The sequence below is a fragment of the Desulfosarcina widdelii genome (genome assembly GCF_009688965.1).
In the GTDB taxonomy this organism is placed as follows: domain Bacteria; phylum Desulfobacterota; class Desulfobacteria; order Desulfobacterales; family Desulfosarcinaceae; genus Desulfosarcina; species Desulfosarcina widdelii.
Genome location: NZ_AP021875.1, coordinates 144,424 through 167,818 on the forward strand (window position 1 = coordinate 144,424; position 23,395 = coordinate 167,818).

Genomic DNA, 23,395 nt, shown 5'->3' on the forward strand with positions numbered 1-23,395 from the left:
GATTTCGAATTAGTGCGTTCATATCTCAGGTGTCCGTAAAAAGCAAAACATGGCAACAATGTTTCGTTGACACGCCTTGCCGGCTGCCGCTATTGTCCAATGGCAAGATTTTCAACACGAAAACAACGCAACTTGAGAAGGCAGCCCAATGAAAGCGGAAATCCTGGCCACGGGAGACGAAATCCGGTCCGGCACGCTGGTGGACAGCAATTCGGCCCATATTTCCGAAAAACTAGAGGAAAACGGTGTAGAGGTTGTTCGTCACACCTGTGTGGGGGACGATCTTTCCATGTTGACATCCACCCTGCGTGAAATCGGCCAGCGTGTGAATGTGTGCGTGGTAACCGGCGGACTGGGCCCCACCACGGACGACCGATCGGCCGAGGCTGCCGCCAAAGCGGCGGGCCTGGAACTGGTGGAGAACGAGGAAGCCCTGGCCAACGTCGAAAGCTTCTTCAAGAAATTCAAGCGGCCCATGACCGAGTCCAACCGCAAGCAGGCCTTTTTACCGGTCGGTGCCAAGATCCTGTTCAATCCGGTGGGAACGGCCCCTGGCTTTGCCGTGTCCATCAAAGGATGCCGGTTTTTCTTTCTTCCCGGCGTGCCCTACGAGATGAAGCGCATGCTGGCCGACCACGTGATCCCCGACCTGCTGGCCATCCAGGGGGACGCGGCCCTGCACAGCCGGGTGAAGACCATCACCACCTTCGGGCTGCCCGAATCGTTGGCCGGAGAGAAGAGCGCCGGGGTGGAAGCTGCCTTTCCGGGCGTTCAACTGGGACTGCGGGCCAACTTTCCCCAGATCCAGGTCAAACTTTACGGACGGGACAGCGACGCCAGGCGCCTGGAAGAGCGTCTGGACGAGGCCGGCCGATGGATCGTGGAAAAGCTGGGCAAACATGTGGTTTCGCAAAACGGCGAGACCATGCAGGCCGTCATCGGCCAGATGCTGCTGACACAGTCGGCCACCCTGGCCCTGGCCGAGAGCTGCACCGGGGGCCTGATGGCCAACTGGCTGACCCACGTAGCCGGAAGTTCCGGCTATTTTCTCTTCTCAGGGGTAACCTATTCCAATCGGGCCAAAATCGATGTGCTGGGCGTCGACCCGAATACATTGGAAGAACACGGGGCCGTTCACGAAGAGACCGCCCGGCAGATGGCCGAAGGTGCCCGCAAGGTGGCAGGGGCCACCTACGGGCTGTCCACCAGCGGCATCGCCGGTCCCGACGGCGGTAGCGAGGACAAACCAGTGGGAACGGTTTGCATCGGTTTTGCCGCTCCCGACCGTTCCTATGGCCGCCGGCTTTTCTTTCCGTTCGGCAAGCGGCTGATGAACAAGAAGATTTTCGCCATGGCGGCCCTGGATATTTTGAGAAAAGAGCTGATGGGGATCGGTGAACCGTGAACAGTGATCGGTGAACGGTGGTCAGTGAGTGGTGAATGGTCGGGCGACCGGCCGGTCGCGCCTGCCTGCAGACAACTCGAAACCCAACAAACCCAAAGAACGCAATGAACTCAACAAACCAGACTCCAACAATTCTTCCCGTCATTCTCGCCGGCGGCAGCGGCACCCGACTCTGGCCGTTGTCTCGCGCCCTGTACCCCAAACAGCTTATCCGTTTGGTGGATCGTCATACCATGCTGCAAAACACGATTCTGCGGCTGGACGGCCTGGCGGATGTGGGCCGTCCCATGGTGATCTGCAACGACGAGTATCGCTTCATGGTGGCCGAGCAACTGCGCCAGATCGAAATCGAGCCCCATGCCATTATCCTGGAGCCGGTGGGCAGAAATACGGCCCCGGCGTTGGCCGTGGCAGCCATGCGGACCATGGAAAGCGGTGCCGATCCGGTGCTGTTGATCCTGCCCGCCGACCACCACATCCAGATCCCCGAAAATTTCAGGCAAGTTGTCCAGGCGGGCGTCAAGCATGCCCTGGATGGACGGCTGATTACGTTTGGCATCGTCCCTCAAAGTCCTGAAACCGGATACGGCTATATTAAAATGGGCGAGCCATTGGGGGAAAACAAAGAGGATGATACGGCGGTTACCATCGCCGCCTTCGTAGAAAAACCGGACTTGGAAACCGCCAAGCAGTATTTGGCCACAAAGGCTTACTGCTGGAACAGCGGGATGTTCATGTTCAGGGCCTCAACGGTGCTCCAGGCTCTTGAAGCATTTGTTCCCGACATTGTCGCCGCCTGCCGCAAGGCCGTGGAACGGGGAACCGCCGACCTGGATTTTTTCCGGCTGGACAAAAAGGCCTTTTCTTCCTGCCCCGGCAATTCCATCGACTATGCCGTCATGGAAAAAACGGATCGCGGGGCCATGATTCCCATGGAAGCTGGCTGGAACGACCTGGGTTCCTGGGAGGCCTTATGGCAGGTCGGTGAAAAGGACGGCATGAACAACGTGGTCAAAGGGGATGTGGTCCTGCATGACGTGGAAGACTCCTACCTTCACGCCGAAGACCGCCTGCTGGCGGCCGTGGGATTGAAGGACCACATCGTCGTCGAGACCTCGGACGCGGTGATGATCTCGCCCAGGGATCGGGTCCAGGATGTCAAGGGACTGGTGGATCGGCTCAAGGCCAAGCAGCGTGAAGAAACCCGCTCCCACAAGCGATCCTATCGGCCCTGGGGAACGGTAGATCTGCTGGTAACGGGCGCCCGGTTCCAGGTGAACCGGATCACGGTCAAGCCCGGCGGTGCACTCTCCCTTCAGAAGCATTTCAACCGCTCCGAGCACTGGATTGTGGTGCGCGGATCCGCATTGGTCACCCGGGCCGACGAGCAGTTCGTCCTTAAGGAGGACAGCTCCACCTACATCTCCGCCGGCGTCGCCCACCGACTGGAGAACCCGGGAAAGATTCCCCTGGAACTGATCGAGGTGCAGACGGGCGGGTATATCGGCGAGGACGACATCACCCGTCTGGAGGATATTTACGGTCGGCATCGGGAAAACGGGGGAGGTGAATAAAACGCGGGGATAAACCCCGCCCCTACACCTGCGAAGTTAAATCCCGAACATCGAACTCAACAAACCTTTCTACGCCATCTCCATACGCAGCACGATCCGTCGCAGCGCCTTGGCAAATTCGCCGTCGGGCGATTTGGCCACGTGGGGTACCAGATCCCTGGCGCTCTTCTGGATTCCGTCCGTATATGGAACGCCGCCGAAGTGGTTCAGGCGGATGGAAAGCATTTTTTGGGAAACCTTGTCCAACCGGGATACCAGTTCCTTCACTTCATCTTTTTCCCTGACCATGGTGACCACGGTGCCGGGACGGAAATTGTCCAGCAACTCTTTGACCAGGCCGTGATGGGTCGGGGCGGATTCGGCTAAACGTTCGACCAGATGGTCCATTTGGCTTCCGTTGCTGGACGCATTGGAGAAGATGAATTCCCGGATCAGTTGTTCAACTTCATGATCCCGGAACTTATGGTAGTCCGATTCGGCTCCGAACAGGCGGGTAAGCCGGCGATGCAGGGCCATTTTGATGAAGCCGTAGGCGTCCAGGTAGGATGCCGGTTCGCAGGTGGTCAGTACAAATCCCTGGTCCGCGGCCAGATAGAAGTCAAGGATGTTGTAGGTGGTATCTCCGCCCAGATCCAGGATCACGTAGTCCGCATCGATGGTCTTCAGGGCCCGCAGCAGTTTCAGCTTACGGGCAAAGGGGATGTTGGCCGCCCCGAGTTTTCCCCCGCCGCCGCCGATCAGGGTAGGGCCGTACTTGGTCGGTGTCATGATGTCGTTGATGGACGGCATCTTCTTGGTGAGAAAATCGTCGATGCGATGGGTCAATCCCCATACGCCCATGTAAAGATGCAGGTTGGCGCCTCCCAGGTCCAGGTCTACGACGACGACCTTTTTGCCAAGTTGGGCCAAAAAGACGCCGAGATTGGACACGAAAAGGCTTTTTCCGATTCCGCCTTTAGCGCCTCCCACGGCAATCATTTTACCGGGGACGCCGGGTTGTGTGGACGCGTTTGAAAGGGGCATTTTGTGTCTATCCGTGCCCATCGACAAATGGCAATTCACCTGATTGCGAAGGGGCACGATCTAAGGTTCGGTCATCTCTTTCTATTGCTTGATGTATCGGACAAACGGGGTAGAACTTTAAGCCGGGATGGACTTTTTATGCGGGACGAACGTAACGCGGATATCAGTTTTTTTAAGTAGCCGTCCGTTATCGGCTGTGAACCAGCAAAGTCACCGGCCCGTCGTTGACGATTTCCACCTGCATCATGGCGCCGAAGCGACCCTTTTGGGTGTCGATGCCCAGTTTTTTGACAGCATCGATGAAGTGGCGGTAGAGTTGCCGGGCAGCTTGCGGTTCTGCGGCGTGGACGAAGGATGGGCGCCGACCTTTGCGGCAGTCTCCCAACAGGGTGAACTGGGGAACCACGATCATCTGGCCGCCGGTATCGATCAGCGAGCGGTTCATCTTGCCGCCTTCGTCCTCGAAAATTCTCAGGTTGACGATCTTGGCGGCCAGGTATTCAGCGTCGGCAGGCGCGTCCCCCTCTGCCACGCCCAGCAGAACGTTCAGGCCGGGACCGATGGCGCCCACCGTTTTTCCATCGACAACCACACGGCTCTCTTTCACCCGCTGGACCACGGCAATCATCGCGGATCCTATCGTCCGGACGCTTTCCGGAAAGCGTCGGCAAAGGGGTTGTTGAAGGGCTTGGGACCAGCCGGCTTTGGGGGCTGGGGCGACTTTTTGGGGCCGGACGCCGGGCGTTTTTTCCGGGGAGTTTCGGCTTTGGCTTTCGACTGGGGTTTTTTGCCAGGATCGCTGCGCATGGACAAGGAGATCCGGTTGCGGGCCAGATCCACCTCCATCACCGTAACGGTGACTTTCTGCTGCACACTGACCACATCGGAAGGCGTTTTCACAAAGCGGTCGCACAATTGGCTGATATGTACCAGCCCGTCCTGATGGACGCCCACGTCCACAAAGGCTCCGAAATTGGTGACATTGGTGACGATGCCGGGAAGTCTCATACCCGGCTGCAAATCCTGGATGGTGGACACATTTTCGTCGAAAGAGAAGTGCTCGAACGGTTCGCGGGGATCCCTTCCGGGCTTGGCCAGCTCTTCCAGGATGTCCGTGAGGGTCGGCAGGCCGATGGCATCGGAAACGTAGCGCGCAAGGTCGATTTTTTTGCGCAATGCGCCGTCGGCCATCAGGTCGGAAACGCTGCAGTCCAGATCTTTTGCCATGGCATTAACCACTGCATAGCTTTCCGGGTGAACGGCGCTGGCATCCAGGGGATTGTCGCCATCCTTGATACGCAGGAAGCCGGCGCATTGCTCAAAGGCCTTGGGCCCCAGCCGTTTGACTTTTTTCAATGCATCGCGGCCGCTGAATGCACCGTTTTCATCGCGGTAGGCGACGATGTTTTTGGCAAGCTGCGGGCCTAGACCCGAGACGTAGGTGAGCAACTGGACGCTGGCCCGGTTGACTTCCACCCCGACGCCGTTTACGCAACTGACCACCACATCGTCCAGGGCCCCTTTGAGGGCAAATTGATCGACATCGTGCTGGTACTGGCCCACCCCGATGGATTTGGGGTCGATTTTGACCAGTTCCGACAAAGGATCCATGAGGCGGCGGCCGATGGAGACGGAACCGCGCACGGTGAGGTCGTGGTCGGGAAATTCCTGACGGGCGGTTTCCGAGGCCGAGTACACCGATGCGCCGCTTTCGTTGACCATGATCACCGAAATCGACCGGGCGTCCACCAGGGCCTCTTTGACAAACGCCTGGGTTTCCCGCCCGGCGGTTCCGTTGCCCACGGCCACCGCTTCGACAGCGAACTTTTTGCACAAGGTGGCCACGGTTTGCCTGGCGGCGTCGGCCTGCTTTTGGGAGCCATGGGGATAGATGGTGTCGTTGTGCAGGAGCTTGCCCTGGCGGTCCAGGCAGACCAGCTTGCAGCCGGTGCGAAATCCCGGATCGAGGCCCATTACCCGTTTGGCGCCCAGGGGGGAAGCCAGCAGCAACTGCCGCAGGTTTTCGGAAAAGACGCGGATGGCCTCCGCATCGGCGCGCTCTTTTAGGCGGACGCGGACCTCGGTTTCCATGGAGCGGGACAACAGGCGCTTGTAGGCATCCTGGGCCGCCAGGCGCACCTGCTCGGCATCGGGGCCTTCGCCGGTAACGAAGCGATCTTCGCAAATGGCGATGGCCTGCTCCGCCGGCGGGGCAATGCTCAGGCTGAGGATCTCCTCCTTTTCTCCGCGGCGCATGGCCAGGATGCGATGGGAGGGTGAGGTTGCCACGGATTCTTCCCACTCGAAATAATCCTTGAACTTGGCGCCTTCCACCTCCTTGCCCTCGATCACCCGACTGTGGATGACGCCCTTCTCGAAGAAAAGATCGCGAACCCGTGAACGGGTTTCGCCGTCTTCGTTGATGGTCTCGGCAATGATGTCCCGGGCGCCGGCCAGGGCGTCCTCCACGGTTTCCACCGATTTTTCCGGATCCATGTAATCGGCGGCCAGGGTCTGGGGATCGGCGCCTTTTTGGGCCAGGATTGCCAGTGCCAGCGGTTCCAGGCCTTTTTCGCGGGCGATGGTGGCTTTGGTGCGCCGCTTGGGCCGGTAGGGCAGGTAGATATCCTCGATTTCGGTCATGGTTGCCGCGGCCAGCACCTGGTCCTTGAGTTCGTCGGTCAGATGCCCGTGCTGCTCGAGGGACTTGAGGATCGTATCCCGCCGGCTATCCAGTTCATCCAGTTGGGTCAGCCGGTCACGGATAGCCGTCACGGCCACTTCGTCCAGACTGCCGGTGGCCTCCTTGCGGTAGCGAGAGATAAAGGGAACGGTGGCGCCGTCTTCCAGCAGACGGGCCACGGCCTGGATTCGGTCCGCCGTCAGGTTCATTTCAGCGGCGATGGTGGCGATGTGGGTCGGGTTCATAGGGTTCTTTGAGTTTGTAGGATTTATTGAGTTTATTGGATTTGTCGGGTTGTGGCGGTAGGGGCGACCGGCCGGTCGCCCGTACAATCACAGTTCACAGTTCACCGATCACTCGGTTCCTGCCGATGACGGCACTCCCGGTTGGGGCATACGTGCAGGGTGCCGTCCCGCTTGGTGGTTTTTTCCACCATGTAGGGGTTGCCGCAAACTGGACAGGGGATGGGGACCGGGCGGTCCCAACTGGCGAAATCGCATTTGGGATATCGGTTGCATCCATAAAAGATCTTGCCCCGCTTGGAAGACTTTTCCACGATCTCGCCGTCGCATCCATTTACGGGGCATTTCACACCGATGGGCTTGGCGTTGGGGCCGCCGTTCAAAGACTGGGTGTGCTTGCATTCGGGATATCCGCTGCAGGCCAGAAAATCGCCGTAGCGGCCCCGCTTGACCACCATGGGTTTGCCGCACTTGTCGCAAACCTTGTCGGTTGGTTCGCTCTGCACCGGCGCCACCGGGGCGATAACGCCCTTCTCATTCCTTTCGTAATCGCTGGAGTAGGTGCATTCGGGGTATCCGGAACAGGCCAGAAAATGGCCGTTTTTGCCCATCTTGATGCGCAGGGGATTTTTTTTGCACAAAGGGCAGGTCAGGTCAGTGGGCATGCCGACACCCTTGACGCTGAGCATGTTTTCACCGGCCTCTTCCAGTTTGCGGCTGAAAGGATCGTAAAACCGGTTGAGAATCGTCAGGGCCTCCACCTCGGCCTGTTCCACCCGGTCCAGGTCGCCTTCCAGGCGGGCGGTGAAATCGACGTCCAGGATTTCCGGAAAGTTTGCGATGAGCAGATCGTTGACGATGAAACCCAGTTCCGTGGGCCTGAAGTATCGGTTGACCAGGTCCACGTAGCCCTTGTCCCGGATGGTGGACAGGATGGCGGCATAGGTGCTGGGCCGGCCGATGCCGTTTTCCTCGAGTTCCTTGACCAGGGACGCCTCGGAAAAGCGCGGCGGCGGCTGGGTGAAGTGCTGTTTGGGATCGATGCCCAACAACTCCAGCGGCGATTTCTCCTTGAGTTCCGGAAGGGGCTGGCTTTTTTTGCTGCTTTCAGCTTCGTCGTCGGCGCTCTGATAAACGGCCAGAAATCCGGGGAACTTCACCGAAGAGCCGCTGGCGGTGAAGGTGTAGTCACCGGCGGCGATGGATAGGGTCTTCTGGTCGATCAGGGCCTGGGCCATCTGGGAGGCCATGAAGCGCTGCCAGATCATGGTGTACAGGGCCAGTTGATCCCTGGACAGGTAACGTTTGAGTTTTTCCGGCGTATGATACACGGAAGTCGGGCGGATGGCCTCATGGGCGTCCTGGGCCTTGTTCTTGTTTTTGAAAAATCGCGGCTTGGACAGGGAGTAGGGCTGGCCGAACTGCTCGCGGATCAGGCTCAGGGCTTCTTCGGCGGCTTCGTCGGCGATGCGGGTGGAATCGGTACGCATGTAGGTGATCAACCCCACGGGTTCGCCGGGCCCCAGGTCGATGCCTTCATACAACTGCTGGGCGACCATCATGGTCTTTTTGGCGGAAAACCGCAGTTTGCGGATGGCCTCCTGCTGGAGCTTGCTGGTGATGAACGGCGGCTGGGGGTTTCGGCGCGTGGTGCGTTTGACGATTTTATCGACCAGAAAGCTGGCTGTCTCCAGGTCTTTCAAGATCGCATTGGCCGTGGCTTCGTCGGGAACTTCGATCTTCTCGTCGTTTTTTCGCACCAGCTTGGCGGCGAACGCCGGTGGCGCTTCGCCTTTCAAGTCGGCCGTGATCGACCAGTATTCAACCGGTTCGAAGGCCTGAATGGCCCGCTCCCGGTCGCAGATGATGCGTACCGCCACGGACTGCACCCGTCCGGCACTCAAGCCTCCTTTGACCTTGCGCCACAGCAGCGGGGAGATCTGGTAGCCCACCAGGCGGTCCAGAATGCGGCGGGCCTGCTGGGCTTCGTACTTGTCGCGGTCCAGGTCCTGGGCCTTTTGCATGGCTTCAAGAATGGCCTTTTTGGTCAGTTCGTGAAACAGTACCCGGTGAAAATGGCGTCCCTTTTTTTTAAGGACTTCGGCCGTGTGCCAGGCAATGGCCTCGCCTTCGCGGTCCGGGTCGGGGGCCAGGTAGATCTCGGTCGCGTCGCCGGCCGCCGATTTCAGTTGGCTGAGTACCTTGGATTTGCCCGGGATGGTCCGGTAGTGTGGGGTGAAGTCCTTTTCGATATCGATTCCCAGGTCTTTACTGGGCAGGTCCTTGATGTGGCCGACGGTCGCGGCGACATTGTAGTCGCTGCCCAGGTATTTCTTGATGGTTCGAACTTTCGTGGGGGATTCCACGACAACCAGGGGTTTACTCACATAACACCTCTTGTTTCGTTTATTTCAACGGCTTCGGATCGATGCCCGGAGCCAGGGAGAACTGTTTACCCGGATGCTGAACCGCCACCTGCTTCAGTTCGAGCTGTAGCAGCAGTCCGGACAACCGCCCCGATGCCATGGCCAGTTGCCGGGCCAGGCTATCGATGTGAATGGGGTCGGCTTCCAGTACCTCCATAACCTTGGCTTCCTCGTTCGTCAATGCCGGTATTTTCGACTGCACTGATGGAACCGGCTGCCGGTCGGGTGCCTGCATGTGCGCGAATTCTTCGAGCACATCCCCGGCGTGGGCCACCAGCTTGGCCCCCTGCTTGATCAGGCTGTGGGTGCCGACGCTTTTAAAGGAGTGGACATTGCCGGGCACGGCGAAGACCTCCCGGTTCTGTTCGGCCGCCAGCCGGGCCGTAATCAAGGAACCGCTGCGTCCGGTGGCCTCCACCACCACGGTTCCGTGGCACATGCCGCTGATGATGCGGTTGCGGGCCGGAAAATGGTGGGCGTCGGGGCCGCTGTCCAGGGACAATTCGGTGATCACGGCGCCGTTTTCGGCGATTTGATGAAACAGGCACCGGTTCTCCCGGGGATAGATCCGGTCCAGGCCGGTGCCCAGAACGGCGACCGTTGTTCCGCCGCCGGCAATGGCACCGGAATGGGCCGCGGTATCCACGCCCCGGGCCATGCCGCTGACGATGGTCACTTGGTGGGCGGCCAGATCCAGGCAGAGCCGGCGGGTGGTGGCAATGCCGTAGCCGGTGGCATTACGGGAGCCGACCACCGCAATATTCAGGTGACTATCCGGCAGCTCGCCGTAGATGTACAACACAGGCGGCGGATCCGGAATCCTGCGCAGCAAAGCGGGATATCGCCGGTCTGTCAGGGTGACCAGACCGTATCCTTTGTGCTGTAAGGCTTCCAGTTCCCGATCGATTCCATCGGAAGGCCGGCAGTGTCGAATGGCGGCCGCCAGGCGGGCATTGACCCCCTGAACCGCCATCAGTTCCGTTTCGCCGGCGGCCAACACGGCATCCGGCGATCCGAACTGCTCCACCAGGCGGCGGAAGATCAGATTGCCGACGCCTGGTACGCCCTTGAGGGCGAACCAGGGCCGCAGGGCGTCCATCTATTTTCTCCGGGACTGCCAGGCCAGCAGAATGGGACTGGCAACGTAAATGGAAGAATAGGTTCCGACGAGCACGCCGACCAGCAGGGCGAAAGAGAAGTCGTGGATGATGCCGCCGCCCAGCGCGAACAGGGCGGCCACCACCACAAGGGTCGTCAGCGAGGTGAGGATCGTCCGGCTCAAGGTTTCATTGATGCTTTTGTTGACGATGGTGGTCATGGGCTCTTTATGATACTTCCGCAGGTTTTCCCGGATGCGGTCGAAGACGATGATGGTGTCGTTCAGGGAATAGCCGATGATGGTCAACAGCGCGGCCACGATGGGCAGGGTGAATTCTTTCCCGAAGATCGAAAAGAGGCCCACGGTAATGGTTACGTCATGGATCAGGGCAACGATGGCGCCCATGGCATATTTGAATTCGAAAAACCAGAAGATGACCAGAGAAACTACCAGGGCGGCCAGCATGAGAAAGGGAACCGAGACGTCGAACAGCGACAGCACGTAAACGGCCCCCATGATGGCCGCTGCCACGATGCCGCTTTTGGCCCATTTTAACTCGAAGCGACCCGAGATGTAGACCGTGATGAAGAGCAGGGCGTAGAACATGGCGAAAAGAGCCTTCTCGCGCAGATCCTGGCCTACCTGGGGTCCGACCATTTCCACCCGGCGAATTTCCACCGGTACACCGGTAGCTGCCTTAAGGTGCTGTTCGACCCTTTCGGACAGTCCTTGCAGGGCCGTAGTGGTCACGTCCGTGCGAATCAGGTACTCGTTGTCATGGACCTGGCCGAATTGCTGAACGGCCGAAGCGGCGATTTCCATACCCTGCAGGCCCTTTTTGATGTCGTCGATGGTGACAGGCGCTTCGAATTTGACCTGAACCAGGGTGCCGCCGGCAAAATCGATGCCGTAGCGCGGCCCCCGATGAACCACCAGCGTGGCGATACTGACGACGATCAGCACCAGCGAAAAGGTAAAGGCGAATTTGCGTTTGCCAATGAAATCGATGTTGATACCCGGTTTGATGAACTGCATGAATCCAATCCTTGAGATGGTGGTTTGCCGTTTTCGGCTTGGGAATTTACGCCTGCCTGGAAACGATCCCTTTCTGTTCAGATGCTGATGGTGCGAATCTTACGGCTGATCAGAAAATAATCGAATATGGCGCGGGTAAGAATCAGCGCGGTGAACAGGCTGGCCACCACGCCGAGGCTCAAGGTCACGGCAAAACCCTTGACCGGACCAGTGCCGAACTGAAACAGCACCAGGGCGGCGATCAGGGTGGTGACATTGGCGTCCATAATGGTCAACGTGGCCCGGTCGTAGCCGGAATCCACGGCTGCCCGCGGTGTTTTCCCCAGGGACATTTCCTCACGGATACGTTCGAATATCAAAACGTTGGCATCCACGGCCATGCCGATGGTCAAAATGATTCCCGCGATGCCGGGCAGGGTGAGGGTGGCGCCGAAACCGGCCAGGCCGCCGGCGATGAGCAGGATGTTGAGCAACAGGGCAAAATCGGCCACCAGCCCCGAACCCTTGTAGTAGATCATCATGAACAGGACTACCAGGATGCCGCCCACGCACATGGAGAGCAGGCCCATGCGGATGGAATCGGTACCCAAAGAAGGGCCGACCGTGCGCTCTTCGAGGATCTGGACCGGGGCCGGCAGTGCGCCGGCGCGCAGCACGATGGCCAGGTCCCGCGCTTCCTCGGTGGTGAAGTTGCCGGTGATGCGGGCCTCGCCGCCGGCGATTTTTTCCTGGATGACCGGAGCCGAATAGACGTTGTCGTCCAGCACGATGGCCAGACGCTTTTTAACGTTGTCCGCGGTGATGCGCTCGAACAGCCGAGCCCCTTTCTTGTCGAACGTTATGGAGACGTAAGGTTCGTTGTACTGGCTGTCGATCTGCACCCGGGCGTCGGTCAGGTAGGCGCCGGTCAGAGAAGTGCGTTTTTTCACCAGATAGGGGGTTTTCAAGGCACGGTGAGTGGTCCGGTCCTCCTTGGTCTGGTAGAGGATTTCGCTGCTGGCGGGAAGGTTGCCGTCCAGTGCCGATTGTACGTCGTGATCCTCATCCACCAGTTTGAATTCCAGCAGCGCGGTTTTTCCGATCAGGTCCTTGGCTCGCTGGGTATCCTTGATACCCGGAAGCTGGATCAGAATGCGCCGTTCGCCCTGAATACGGATATCCGGTTCGCTCACCCCGAACTGATCGATGCGGTTGCGAATGGTTTCCAGAGCCTGGTCCACGGCGAGTTTGCGGATATGCTCGGTTTCCTTTTCGGGAATGTCCAGAACGATCTCAAGACGCTCATCCGTTTCGCTGCGGTCGGCGATGCGAAGGTCGGGAAACTCCTCGTCCAGCATCGCGTCGAACTTTTCAATGCTTTCCGTATTTTCCACCGTGACGGCCAGTTTGACGCCTTCCACACGTTCGACGCTTCGATAGCGGATGTGCTCCTGGCGCATGAGACTGCGCATTTCCTGGCCGATGCGCTCGATGGTGTTTTCAACGGCCTTGTCCGCATCCACCTCCAGGGCCAGGTGCATGCCGCCCTGCAGATCGAGGCCCAGATTGATTTTCTTATGGGGCCACACACCGGGCGAAAAAGTCGGAATCACATAGACGACGGCGGCCAGAATGACCGCCGCAATCACGATGAGCCTCCACGAAAGATTCTTCAACGCTTCTTTCCTTTCATGATCTACAAACCAAAGCCCCGGCCGCCGCTTCATGCCAGCGCCGACCGCAGGCAAGCCGGCAGTCGGAACAGGTCAGTAGTCCGGTGGCAAAGGGGCTTTCTATTGAAAAACGATGAGCTGCTTAGGATTTGCCGTTATCGTTTTTTTCTTTTTTATCCTTTTTGGCGGCTTTGGCGGCGGCCGGCGGAGAACTGCTCTGCATAATTCCGGAAACCGATCCCCGGTTGACCTTCACCCGGACTTTTTCGGCAATTTCCACGGTCAGGGTGCTTTCCGACACGCCGGTGACCCGGCCGTGCAGACCGCCGCTGGTGATAATGCGATCTCCGGTTTTCAGGTTTTCGATCATCTGTTTGTGTTCTTTGGTCTTTTTCTGCTGGGGACGGATCAGCAGAAAATAGAAGATGACGAACATGAGGATCAGTGGAATGAACGATGCAAAACCTCCCGATCCACCCTGAGCGGCGGCCCCGCCCTGTCCCATTGCGTAAGCGATATTCATTGGTAAACAAACCTCCTGTCAGAAATGATCGGCGGACGCCGGATCGTTTTGCCGATTTATTGTGCTGGCGTCACAACCGTTTCGGCTCGGGTTGAAAGTGGCGCTGGTATACTGCAAATCCCCTCCGCCGTCAATGGTTCTTGAACACGCGGCTTTAAACGGAGGGCGTCTCGGCGGCCTTGGCTTTGCGGTCGTAGACCACATCCATCTGGCCGGGGACCAAGTCATCCCGGGAGACGATGGTGATACCCAGGTCCCGTTTGATTTCCAGGTCGCTCAGTTCCCTGCGCTTGCGATTGAGCAGATAGTTCGCCACGGGCGCCGGTAGGCCGGCGGTTACATGCCGAACCCCTTCTTTAAGGGTTTCCAACTTCAGCTTGCGCATGAAGCTCAGTCCCAAGGATTCCGTAGACGGTACCTGCCCCTTGCCGCCGCAGTGGGCACAGGTTTCCATGCTGCCGAAATCGATGGAAGGGCGCAGGCGCTGACGGGAAAGTTCCAACAGCCCGAACTTGGAAATCTTGCCGATTTTGACCCGCGCCCGATCCTGCTTCATGCTGGCGCGCAGGGTTTTTTCCACCTGGTTGCGGTGCTTTTGATCCCGCATGTCGATAAAATCAACCACGATGAGTCCGCCCAGATCGCGGATGCGCAACTGGCGGGCGATCTCCGCGGCCGCCTCCAGGTTGGTCATCAGTGCAGTCTCCTCGATATTTTTTTTCTGGGTGCCCTTGCCGGAGTTGACATCGATGGCCACCAGGGCTTCGGTGCGATCCAGCACGACCGATCCGCCGGATTTGAGCGCCACCCGGTTGCCGAAAAGGGTCGCAATCTGGTCCTCGAGCTGGAAACGGGTGAAAAGGGGCTTGTCCGATTTGTGGAACTTGACAATCTGGGTCTGTTTGGGGGCGATTATATGGACAAAATTTTTCACCTCCTGGTGGACCGCTTCATCGTCGATGAGAATTTCTTTGATGTCCGGAGAGAAATGGTCCCGGATGGAACGCACCGCCAGGTTGCGATCCTTGTAAAGGGAACACGGGGCCTTGGCCTTCACGGCCCGGGCGGTGATGTTCTTCCACAGGCGCAGCAGGTACTGGACATCCTTGGCCAGTTTGGTCTTGGTGCAGCCTTGGCCGGCGGTACGGATAATGATGCCGAAACCGTCGGGCAGGTTGAGTTTGGAAACGATTTCCTTGAGGCGGTCACGTTCGGCTTCGTCTTCGATCTTGCGGGAAATACCGCGGCCGCTGCTCCCCGGCATGAGCACGGCATAACGGCCGGGCAGGGAGATAAACGTGGTGAGCATGGCCCCTTTTTTCATGATGGGGTCCTTGGTCACTTGCACCATTAGCTCCTGGCCGCGCTTTACCAGGTTCTGGATGGCTTTGGCGCTGGCCGGCGGATCCTGGAAGTAGTCGCTGTGGATTTCCTGTTTTTGCAGAAAACCGTGCCGTTCGGCGCCGAAGTCCACGAAAACGGCCTGAAGGCTGGGTTCGACGCGGGTGATCACTCCTTTGTATATATTGCTGTGCAGAATTTCATGCGCCGACGTCTCGATGTGAAATTCTTCCAGAAGGCTGTCCTTGACGATGGCGAGGCGAACCTCTTCCGAATCTACCGCGTTAATGAGAATTTTTGTGGTCATTCGCTGCTGCTTTTTCCCATTGGTCATTGGGGGGTTAATGTTAAATCTGTTTAGATAATGGTTTGTTATGGCCAAGTCAATGGGTTTTTCGTCTTTGGGTGTGAAGGGGGCCGGCGGAAAAACCGTTGACGCTGCCATGGGTACGGCCCGGTCGCGGTACATTCCCATCCTGGGTCCTTGATCTTTAGCGGTCTTTGTGGCATGAGGGTGCACGCTGTCCGACCGTTGCCGATCACAGATGTAAAAGGTAGAAATCTTTTGGATTTTGCAGCCATCGCCGATGGCTTCGCATAATCCGCAATGTTCGCAGGAAGATAGGAAAGTCATGGATTCACGCTACAATCCACAATCGATCGAAACCAAGTGGCAGAAACGCTGGCAGGATGACAGGCTGTTCAATGTTACCGAAAACCCCGGCCAGAAAAAATACTACCTGCTGGAAATGTTTCCCTATCCGTCCGGCAAAATTCACATGGGCCACGTGAGAAATTACACCATCGGCGATGTGGTGGCCCGCTACAAGCGCATGCGCGGTTACAACGTCCTGCATCCCATGGGGTGGGACGCCTTCGGCATGCCGGCGGAAAATGCCGCCATCGCCAACAACACCCATCCGGCCAAATGGACCTACGACAATATCGATGCCATGCGGGCCCAGCTCAAGCGATTGGGCTTTTCCTACGATTGGGAGCGTGAACTGGCCACCTGCCGACCCGAATACTATCGCTGGGAGCAGTGGCTGTTTCTCAAGATGGTCGAAAAGGGCATGGCTTATCGCAAGGAGTCTTTCGTCAACTGGTGTGAGCCCTGCCAGACGGTGCTGGCCAATGAACAGGTGGAGGCGGGCATGTGCTGGCGTTGCGGCAAGCCGGTTCGCCAGAAAAAATTGTGGCAATGGTTCTTCAGGATCACCGACTTTGCTGAAGACCTGTTGGTGCATTGCGACAAACTGCCCGGATGGCCCGAAAAGGTGACCACCATGCAGCGCAACTGGATCGGCAAAAGCATCGGTGCCGAAATCCGGTTTGCCGTGGCCGACAGCCAGGCGGTCATCAGCGTCTTCACCACCCGGCCGGATACGGTTTTCGGGGCCACCTTCATGTGCCTGGCGCCGGAGCATCCCCTGGTTTCCGAACTGTCCACTGGAACGGAGCAGGAAGTGGACGTGGCGGCATTCGTCGAGCGCATCTCCCTGCAGGAGCGGTCGAGCAAGGCCATCGAAAGCTATGAAAAAGAGGGCATCTTTACCGGGGCGTATTGCATCAATCCCATGAACGGCCGTAAAATGCCGATCTACACGGCCAATTTCGCTCTCATGGAATATGGCACCGGGGCCGTCATGTCGGTGCCGGCCCACGATCAGCGCGATTTCGATTTTGCCAGAAAATACGACCTGCCCATTGTTGTCGTGGTGCGTCCACCGGAAGAAGGTCTGGACGGGAACACCATGGAGGCGGCCTACACCGACGAAGGCATGATGGTCAACTCCGGGGCGTTCGACGGCATGGACAACCGCAAGGCCATCGATGCCATCACCGCCGCCCTGGAGCAAAAAGGTCTGGGTAAAAAGACGGTCAGCTTCCGGCTGCGGGATTGGGGTATCTCCCGACAGCGCTACTGGGGGGCGCCCATTCCCATGATTCATTGCGAAAGCTGCGGTATCGTGCCGGTGCCCGAATCTGACCTGCCCATTTTGCTGCCTGAAAACGCCCATATGCTGGAAGGTGGGCGGTCGCCGCTGCCCAGCCTGACCGAGTTCGCCCGGACCCGCTGCCCCCAATGCGGCCGCGAGGACGCCCGCCGGGAAACCGACACCATGGACACCTTCGTGGAATCGTCATGGTACTTCGAACGCTATTGCAGCCCCCGCTGCGATACGGCCATGTTCGACAAACAGGCCGTCGACTACTGGATGCCGGTGGACCAGTATATCGGCGGAGTGGAGCACGCCATCTTGCACCTGCTTTATTCGCGATATTTTACCCGGGTGCTGGAATCCATGGGCCTGGTAACCTTCAAGGAGCCCTTCACGCGCCTTTTAACCCAGGGCATGGTGTGCAAGGAGACCACCGCCTGTCCGCAGCATGGCTTTCTCTTTCCCGAAGAGGTGGTCGAAACGGGTGACGGCGGGCGCGCGTGCCGGCACTGCGGTCAGCCGGTGACCGTGGGGCGGGTGGAAAAAATGTCCAAGTCCAAGAAAAACGTCATCGACCCCAATGTACTGCTCGATCAGTACGGGGCCGACACGACCCGTCTTTTCTGCCTGTTTGCCGCACCTCCGGAAAGAGACCTGGAATGGAGCGAGCAGGGGGTGGAGGGCAGCTATCGGTTTTTGCAGCGGGTCTGGCGTCTCGCCGAAGGCTGGCTGCCCATCATCGGGGACACGCCACCGGCTGAGGGCGATCTGTCTCCAACCCAGGCCGAAACCAAAGAACTCTGCCGTAAAACGCACGCAACCATCAAGCGGGTCACCCAAGACATCGAAGAGCGCTTTCACTTCAATACGGTCATCAGTGCGGTCATGGAACTGTTCAACGCCATGCAGGCCCTGGACGAAGGCAATGTGCAGGATGCGGACAAGCCGGTCATGCGCTTTGCATTGGAGACCGCCGTCCTGCTCCTGTCTCCCATCGTTCCCCATTTTTGCGAAGAGCTGTGGGAGAATCTGGGGCGCCGCAAGAGCGTTTTGCTCCATCCGTGGCCGACCTTTGACGACGCCGCCACGGTGAAAGACGAAGTGGAGATCGTGGTACAGGTCAACGGCAAGCTGCGCAGCCGTTTTTCGGCGGCAGTGGATGCCGATGACGCCAGCTTGAAAGAATCTGCCCTGTCCGACGAACGGATTGGGAAGTTTATCGATGGTAAGACAGTCCGGAAGGTGATTGTTGTCAAGAATAAACTGGTTAATATTGTTGTATAAATAAAAAGTGTTAAGTATTAAGTTTTAAGTGTTACGTTGAGGATGTTGCTCGATTGGATAAGCGGAAAAAGAGTGGCGTTTTTTCTTTTTTTAATCGACAGCATTCATTCGCTTAACCACTTAAAACGTAACACTCTTGAATCAATGGAAGCCCGATGAAACGCCGGATTCTATCCACACTCGCAATCGCCGCATTCTTCGCCTGTTGTTCCGGCTGCGGCTACCATTTTTCCGGCAGCGGCAGCTATCCGTCCGGGGTCAGCCAAATTTTTATCACCCTTTTGGAGAACCGAACGGCCGAGACCGGGGTGGAGAGCACCTTTACCAACGACCTGATCTACGAATTCACACGCAATCGCAAGGAGAGCCTGGCTCGTGATCGCTCGTCTGCCGACGGCATTTTGTCGGGGACCATTGCCCGGTTGTCGGTGGCCAACATCACCCGAACCAGCGTGTCGACTGCCACGGAACGACGGGTGACCGGCACGTTAATCCTGCGGTTGGAATCGCCGGAGGGGCGGCTGCTCTGGAGTTCGGGAAATATTGTCGAAAGCGAGGCCTATGCGGTGGTAGCCGGAGACAAAATGGCGACGGATCGCAACAAATCGGATGCCATCGCCACGCTTTCCCAGAAACTGGCCGAATCGGCCTTCAACCGTCTGACGGAAGATTTTTGACGACGGCGGGCAGCAACCGGCCGAAAGGCGAAAAACCGGCAGGGGAGCGTCCACTGCCGGTTATCTATAACTGGAAGACAGGTAACGTTTCAGGCTTGCTGAGCGTTGACCTGGCGGGCGAGACGGGAAATTTTACGGGAAGCGGTCCTTTTATGGAGCACCCCTTTTTTGGCCGCCTTGTCGATGGCGGATTTGGCCGCGTTCAGCTTTTCGGCCGCATCGCCCTCATCCTGGGCGAAGGCGAGGCGCACATCCTTGACAACGTTTTTGACCCGGGTCTGAACCGCTTTGTTACGCAGCCGCCGACGTTCGTTCTGCCCGGCGCGTTTCAGTGCTGATTTATGGTTAGCCACCTTGTTCTTACTCCTTTCGGAAATGAGTTGGGAAAATACAAAACTTCTTGATAAACAAAAAATTTGGGGAAGTCAAGGACTATTGTGGAAGATCGTCATTGTCGGGGCCTTATGAATTCAAGCCGAGAGCGGCAGCCAAAAAGCGAGAACCGACAGGTCACCCGCGCGGCCGGCGTGGTGGGAGCGGCCACCCTGCTCAGCCGGATTTTCGGGTACGTGCGCGACATGGTGCTGGCCTCTTTTTTCGGAGCCGGAATGGCCGCCGATGCCTTTATCGCCGCCTTCAGGATCCCTAATTTACTCCGTCGGCTGTTTGGTGAAGGCTCCCTGAGCCTAGCCTTCGTGCCCGTTTTTACCGATGCCATGATCAACGGGAATCGTGAGGACGCCCATCGGTTGGCCGTCAGTTCGCTGAAATTGCTACTGGTCTGCCTGTCGGTGGTCGCCATTGTCGGCGTGGTGGCTGCTCCGCTCATCATCCGGGCGGTAGCACCAGGATTCGCTTCGCCTCCTGAGAAGATGGCCCTGACAGTGACCTTGACCCGCATCATGTTTCCCTACGTGATCCTGATCGGGCTGGTAGCCCTGTGTATGGGAATTCTCAATGTGTTGGGGCATTTTGCCGCTCCGGCCGTGGCGCCGTTGATGTTGAACCTGGCCATGATCGGCGCCGTATTCGCCGTGTCCCGGTTTTCCGAATCCCAGACGGTTCGGGTTCTGGGCCTTTCCGCAGGGGTGCTGCTGGGGGGCATTCTTCAACTGGCGATGCAACTGCCCTATCTGGTCAGGCACGGCATCCGGTTCTGGAAGCGTTCCGGGTTGTGGCATCCACGGATGAAAACCGTAGGTTTGCTGATGCTGCCTACGATTTTCGGTGCGGCGGTATACCAGATCAACATCCTTGTGGGCACCCTGCTGGCCTCCCTGCTTCCCGAAGGCAGCGTATCCTATCTCTACTACGCCGACCGGCTGGTTCAATTTCCGCTGGGGATCTTCGGCCAGGCGGCAGCTACCGCGGTTCTGCCCAGCCTGTCGCGTCAGGCCGCCAGCCACGATTATACCGGTATGGGCGAAACTTTCGGCCACGCTATGCGCCTGGTCCTGTTTCTGACCCTTCCGGCCATGGTCGGGCTGATCGTTCTGCGCGAGCCCATCGTGGCGCTGTTGTTCCAGCGCGGGGCTTTCGACACCCAGACCGCACGATTGACCTCCGATGCGCTTTTGTACTATGCTTTAGGATTATGGGCCTTCTCCGCGGTGAGAATTGTGGTCTCCACCTTCTACGCCATGCAGGACACGCGCACACCGGTAATCAGTGCGACGCTGGCCATTGCCGCCAACATCCTCTTGGGCATGGCGCTCATGGGGCCCATGGGGCACTGCGGGCTGGCTTTGGCGACAGCGCTTTCCTCCATGGTGAATCTGACGATTCTGGTGGTTCATCTGAAAAGAAAGCTGGGTGTGATCCGGTGGCGGGCGATTCTCTCCAGTTGCCTGAAAACCCTGATCGCCAGCGGGGTGATGGCCGCGGCCGTCATCATGCTCTGCCGACCACTTTTCCCCGATGCATCGACGGTCGGCGGTTTACGAATGCTGCTGAATGTCAGTATTGCCATCGGCGCAGGTATCCTCGTTTTCTGCGGCATGGCCGTCATTTTGAAAATACCGGAATGGCAGAAGATGACCGCCCTGGTCAAAAGGAGTCTTAAACGATCATGAACCTGAACCGGAAATGGTTGATTGCCGCTGCGGCGGTGATCCTGTTCAACCTGATGCTGGTGATCGTTTTCGGCGACAACGGGCTGGTGGAGCTTTCCCGGATGCGGGAACGACAGCGGCATCTGGCTGCCGGGAACGAAACGCTGGCCAGGGAAAACGTCAGCCTTTACCGCATCATCGGGCGACTGAAAAACGATCCGGTCTATATCGAGAGCGTTGCCCGCCACGAACTGGGCATGATCGGCAAAGATGACTTCATTCTTTCGCGGACCACAGACAAAAGAGCCGGAAAATAAGATGAGCGCTGACGGAGACAAAACGTTTTATACCGTGACCATGGCCAGGGTCTATGCGGACCAGGGCCGCAATGAAGAAGCTGCCCGGATCTACCGTTACCTACTGGATCGAACCCCGGATCGCCCGGACCTGCAAAGAGCCCTGGACGATGTTCTGGCCAAACTGCCGGAAGCCCCCGGCGGTTGGGCGGACATTGCCGGATCGGTGGAACGGTGGATCAGCCTGATGCTGCGGTACAATGCGCTGCGCAAGCTGGAACAGACACGGTTGCCGTCGGAAGCAATGGATCGGCGCTGATGATGGATTGAACCTGCACGCAGATCGAGGAGGAAAAATGGGCGAATCGAACGGATGGTTTTCCAAAACGGCAACCATTGCCTTTTTTATGGGCCTTTTGATTCTGCTGGCAGGAGGCTGCGCCTCCCAGAAAGGGATGTCCGGAGAAGCTGCCAACGAAGGTACCGATCCCAACGCCCCGTTGTATTACGATTTCGGCGATGTGCTGGTTCCCCGTGAAATGAAGGTCGACAAGAACGCCTCTTTCGTTTTTCGTACCCCGGGACTTTCCGCCGGGGTATTGTCCATGAAGGGCCGGGTGGACGGCTCCTCGTTGATTGCCTTTTTCGAAAGCAACATGGCCAACGACAACTGGAGTTTGGTCAGTGCCTTCAAATCCTACCGCAACATCATGCTGTTCAAAAAGGAAAACCGCTGGTGCGTGATCAACATCACCGAGAAAAAGATGTACACCTATCTCGAGATCTGGGTGTCGCCCACAATTGCCGGCGCATCCCCCGGACTTTACAAGTAGTGCCTGTTTTTAAAAGGGAATTGACATTGACTGGCAACGACCCATCGGGGCGGATATCATGAATCGATCGGTGCTGGACAAGAAGAATATCGTTCTAGGCGTGTGCGGCGGCATTGCCGCGTACAAAAGTGTGGAAGTGCTCAGACGGTTGGTGAAGCTGGGCGCCCGGGTACGGGTGATCATGACCCAAAGCGCCGCCCGGTTCGTTGGCCCCATGACATTTGAAGTTCTTTCGGGAAATCAGGTCTGCGTGAATCTGTTTGACGAAAAGGACGATGCGGCCATTCGACACATCGCCTGGGCCGAGGACGCCCATGGCGTGGTCATTGCGCCGGCCACGGCCAACATGGTCGCCAAACTGGCCCACGGCATCGCCGACGACGCCCTGAGCACCTTCATGCTGGCCGTGACCTGCCCGGTCATGATCTGCCCTTCCATGAACTCCAACATGTTCGAGCACCCTGCCCACCGGCGCAATCTCAATCAGCTTCAAGCCGACGGTTGCCATCTGCTGGCGCCTGGAGAAGGGGAGTTGGCCTGCGGCGTCACCGGACCGGGGCGGCTGCCCGAACCGGAGGAGATCGTCGACCGCCTGGGCGCCCTGCTGACCCGCAAGGACTTTGCCGGCAAACAGGTGCTGGTCACTGCCGGGCCCACCCGCGAAGCCATCGATCCGGTACGATTCATCAGCAATCCTTCCTCCGGGAAAATGGGCTATGCCATAGCCCGCGCCGCCGAAAATCGCGGCGCGCGGGTGGTTCTGGTCAGCGGGCCGGTGAGTCTTCAGCCGCCGCTGAACGTGGTGCGGATTTGCGTTTCGACCGTGGACCAGATGGCTGAGGCGGTCTTTGCCCACCTTGAACAGTCTCATGTGGTGGTTAAGGTGGCGGCGGTTTCCGACTACCGGCCGGTGAAGACGGCTACCCATAAGATTAAAAAAGGGGAGGACAGCCTCCAACTGAGCCTGGAGCGCACTACGGACATTTTAAAAGAGGTTGGCAAGCGCAAAGGCAATCAATTCGTGGTGGGATTTGCCGCAGAAACCCGCGACATGGAAGCGTACGCCCGTAAAAAGCTGAAGGAAAAGCATCTTGACATGATCGCTGCCAATCTCATCGGACCGCCCGACTCCGGTTTTGCCGCGGACACCAACCGCATGACCCTGTTTTTCGCCGACGGCAGCCAGGAAGCGCTTGACGTCATGGACAAGCAGGCCGTGGCCCATCTGATTCTGGACAGGATCGTCGACCGGTTGGGATGACCGACCGTTTTTCCATAGAAACGAACCTCCATGCCGTGCATCCCGCA

Annotated in this window: 19 protein-coding genes; 9 read left to right on the forward strand and 10 right to left on the reverse strand. The window is 58.2% G+C overall.

Annotated elements, in window-relative coordinates:
- Nucleotides 1–148 precede the first annotated feature (148 nt).
- Both GN111_RS00705 and GN111_RS00710 read left to right on the forward strand, forming a co-directional pair.
- Nucleotides 149–1,405 carry a CinA family nicotinamide mononucleotide deamidase-related protein gene (locus tag GN111_RS00705; protein ID WP_155301907.1) on the forward strand — a complete coding sequence of 419 codons (1,257 nt, stop codon included), beginning with the start codon at nt 149–151 and terminating at the stop codon, nt 1,403–1,405.
- Nucleotides 1,406–1,509: 104 nt separating this feature from the next.
- Entirely contained in the window at nt 1,510–2,979 is a 1,470-nt protein-coding gene (locus GN111_RS00710) for a mannose-1-phosphate guanylyltransferase/mannose-6-phosphate isomerase (RefSeq protein WP_155301908.1), read from the forward strand.
- A gap of 69 nt (nt 2,980–3,048) precedes the next feature.
- Here GN111_RS00710 and GN111_RS00715 read toward each other — a convergent pair whose 3' ends face one another.
- From GN111_RS00715 to GN111_RS00755, 9 genes are all read right to left on the reverse strand, one after another.
- On the reverse strand, nt 3,049–4,002 hold the full coding sequence (locus GN111_RS00715; protein WP_170302067.1) for a nucleotide-binding protein: 954 nt from the start codon (nt 4,000–4,002) through the stop codon (nt 3,049–3,051).
- A gap of 187 nt (nt 4,003–4,189) precedes the next feature.
- A complete protein-coding gene (dtd, locus tag GN111_RS00720; protein ID WP_155301910.1) occupies nt 4,190–4,630 on the reverse strand; it encodes a D-aminoacyl-tRNA deacylase in 441 nt (146 codons plus the stop codon).
- 8 nt (nt 4,631–4,638) lie between these two features.
- Entirely contained in the window at nt 4,639–6,930 is a 2,292-nt protein-coding gene (locus GN111_RS00725) for a Tex family protein (RefSeq protein WP_155301911.1), read from the reverse strand.
- Between the two features lie 101 nt (nt 6,931–7,031).
- Nucleotides 7,032–9,314 (reverse strand): type I DNA topoisomerase, encoded by a 2,283-nt coding sequence (topA, locus tag GN111_RS00730; RefSeq protein WP_155301912.1) that lies wholly within the window; start codon nt 9,312–9,314, stop codon nt 7,032–7,034.
- A 19-nt stretch (nt 9,315–9,333) separates the two neighbouring features.
- Nucleotides 9,334–10,452 carry a DNA-processing protein DprA gene (dprA, locus tag GN111_RS00735; protein WP_155301913.1) on the reverse strand — a complete coding sequence of 373 codons (1,119 nt, stop codon included), beginning with the start codon at nt 10,450–10,452 and terminating at the stop codon, nt 9,334–9,336.
- Nucleotides 10,453–11,487: a protein translocase subunit SecF gene (gene secF / locus GN111_RS00740; RefSeq protein WP_155301914.1), complete on the reverse strand. Its 1,035-nt coding sequence runs from the start codon at nt 11,485–11,487 to the stop codon at nt 10,453–10,455.
- 77 nt (nt 11,488–11,564) lie between these two features.
- Nucleotides 11,565–13,142: a protein translocase subunit SecD gene (secD, locus tag GN111_RS00745; protein WP_155301915.1), complete on the reverse strand. Its 1,578-nt coding sequence runs from the start codon at nt 13,140–13,142 to the stop codon at nt 11,565–11,567.
- 139 nt (nt 13,143–13,281) lie between these two features.
- The gene (yajC, locus tag GN111_RS00750; RefSeq protein WP_155301916.1) at nt 13,282–13,662 is read right to left on the reverse strand and encodes a preprotein translocase subunit YajC; all 381 of its coding nucleotides are present in this window, start codon (nt 13,660–13,662) and stop codon (nt 13,282–13,284) included.
- 154 nt (nt 13,663–13,816) lie between these two features.
- A complete protein-coding gene (locus GN111_RS00755; protein WP_155301917.1) occupies nt 13,817–15,310 on the reverse strand; it encodes an Rne/Rng family ribonuclease in 1,494 nt (497 codons plus the stop codon).
- A 325-nt stretch (nt 15,311–15,635) separates the two neighbouring features.
- On the opposite strand from GN111_RS00755, the gene leuS reads away from it, so the two are divergent.
- Together leuS and lptE are read left to right on the forward strand one after the other, a co-directional pair.
- A complete protein-coding gene (leuS, locus tag GN111_RS00760; RefSeq protein WP_155301918.1) occupies nt 15,636–18,230 on the forward strand; it encodes a leucine--tRNA ligase in 2,595 nt (864 codons plus the stop codon).
- Between the two features lie 155 nt (nt 18,231–18,385).
- On the forward strand, nt 18,386–18,907 hold the full coding sequence (gene lptE / locus GN111_RS00765; protein ID WP_155301919.1) for an LPS assembly lipoprotein LptE: 522 nt from the start codon (nt 18,386–18,388) through the stop codon (nt 18,905–18,907).
- Between the two features lie 89 nt (nt 18,908–18,996).
- Here lptE and rpsT read toward each other — a convergent pair whose 3' ends face one another.
- Entirely contained in the window at nt 18,997–19,260 is a 264-nt protein-coding gene (rpsT, locus tag GN111_RS00770) for a 30S ribosomal protein S20 (protein ID WP_155301920.1), read from the reverse strand.
- A gap of 111 nt (nt 19,261–19,371) precedes the next feature.
- On the opposite strand from rpsT, the gene murJ reads away from it, so the two are divergent.
- The 5 genes from murJ to coaBC are packed head-to-tail and all read left to right on the forward strand — an operon-like array spanning nt 19,372 to nt 23,348.
- Nucleotides 19,372–20,979, forward strand: coding sequence for a murein biosynthesis integral membrane protein MurJ (gene murJ / locus GN111_RS00775; protein ID WP_155301921.1), 1,608 nt, complete (start codon nt 19,372–19,374; stop codon nt 20,977–20,979).
- Nucleotides 20,976–21,275, forward strand: coding sequence for an FtsB family cell division protein (locus GN111_RS00780; protein ID WP_155301922.1), 300 nt, complete (start codon nt 20,976–20,978; stop codon nt 21,273–21,275). Before murJ ends, GN111_RS00780 begins: the two co-directional genes overlap by 4 nt.
- Nucleotide 21,276: 1 nt before the next feature.
- A complete protein-coding gene (locus GN111_RS00785; RefSeq protein WP_155301923.1) occupies nt 21,277–21,573 on the forward strand; it encodes a hypothetical protein in 297 nt (98 codons plus the stop codon).
- A gap of 37 nt (nt 21,574–21,610) precedes the next feature.
- Nucleotides 21,611–22,087, forward strand: coding sequence for a hypothetical protein (locus tag GN111_RS00790; RefSeq protein WP_155301924.1), 477 nt, complete (start codon nt 21,611–21,613; stop codon nt 22,085–22,087).
- A gap of 58 nt (nt 22,088–22,145) precedes the next feature.
- A complete protein-coding gene (coaBC, locus tag GN111_RS00795; RefSeq protein WP_155301925.1) occupies nt 22,146–23,348 on the forward strand; it encodes a bifunctional phosphopantothenoylcysteine decarboxylase/phosphopantothenate--cysteine ligase CoaBC in 1,203 nt (400 codons plus the stop codon).
- Nucleotides 23,349–23,395 lie beyond the last annotated feature (47 nt).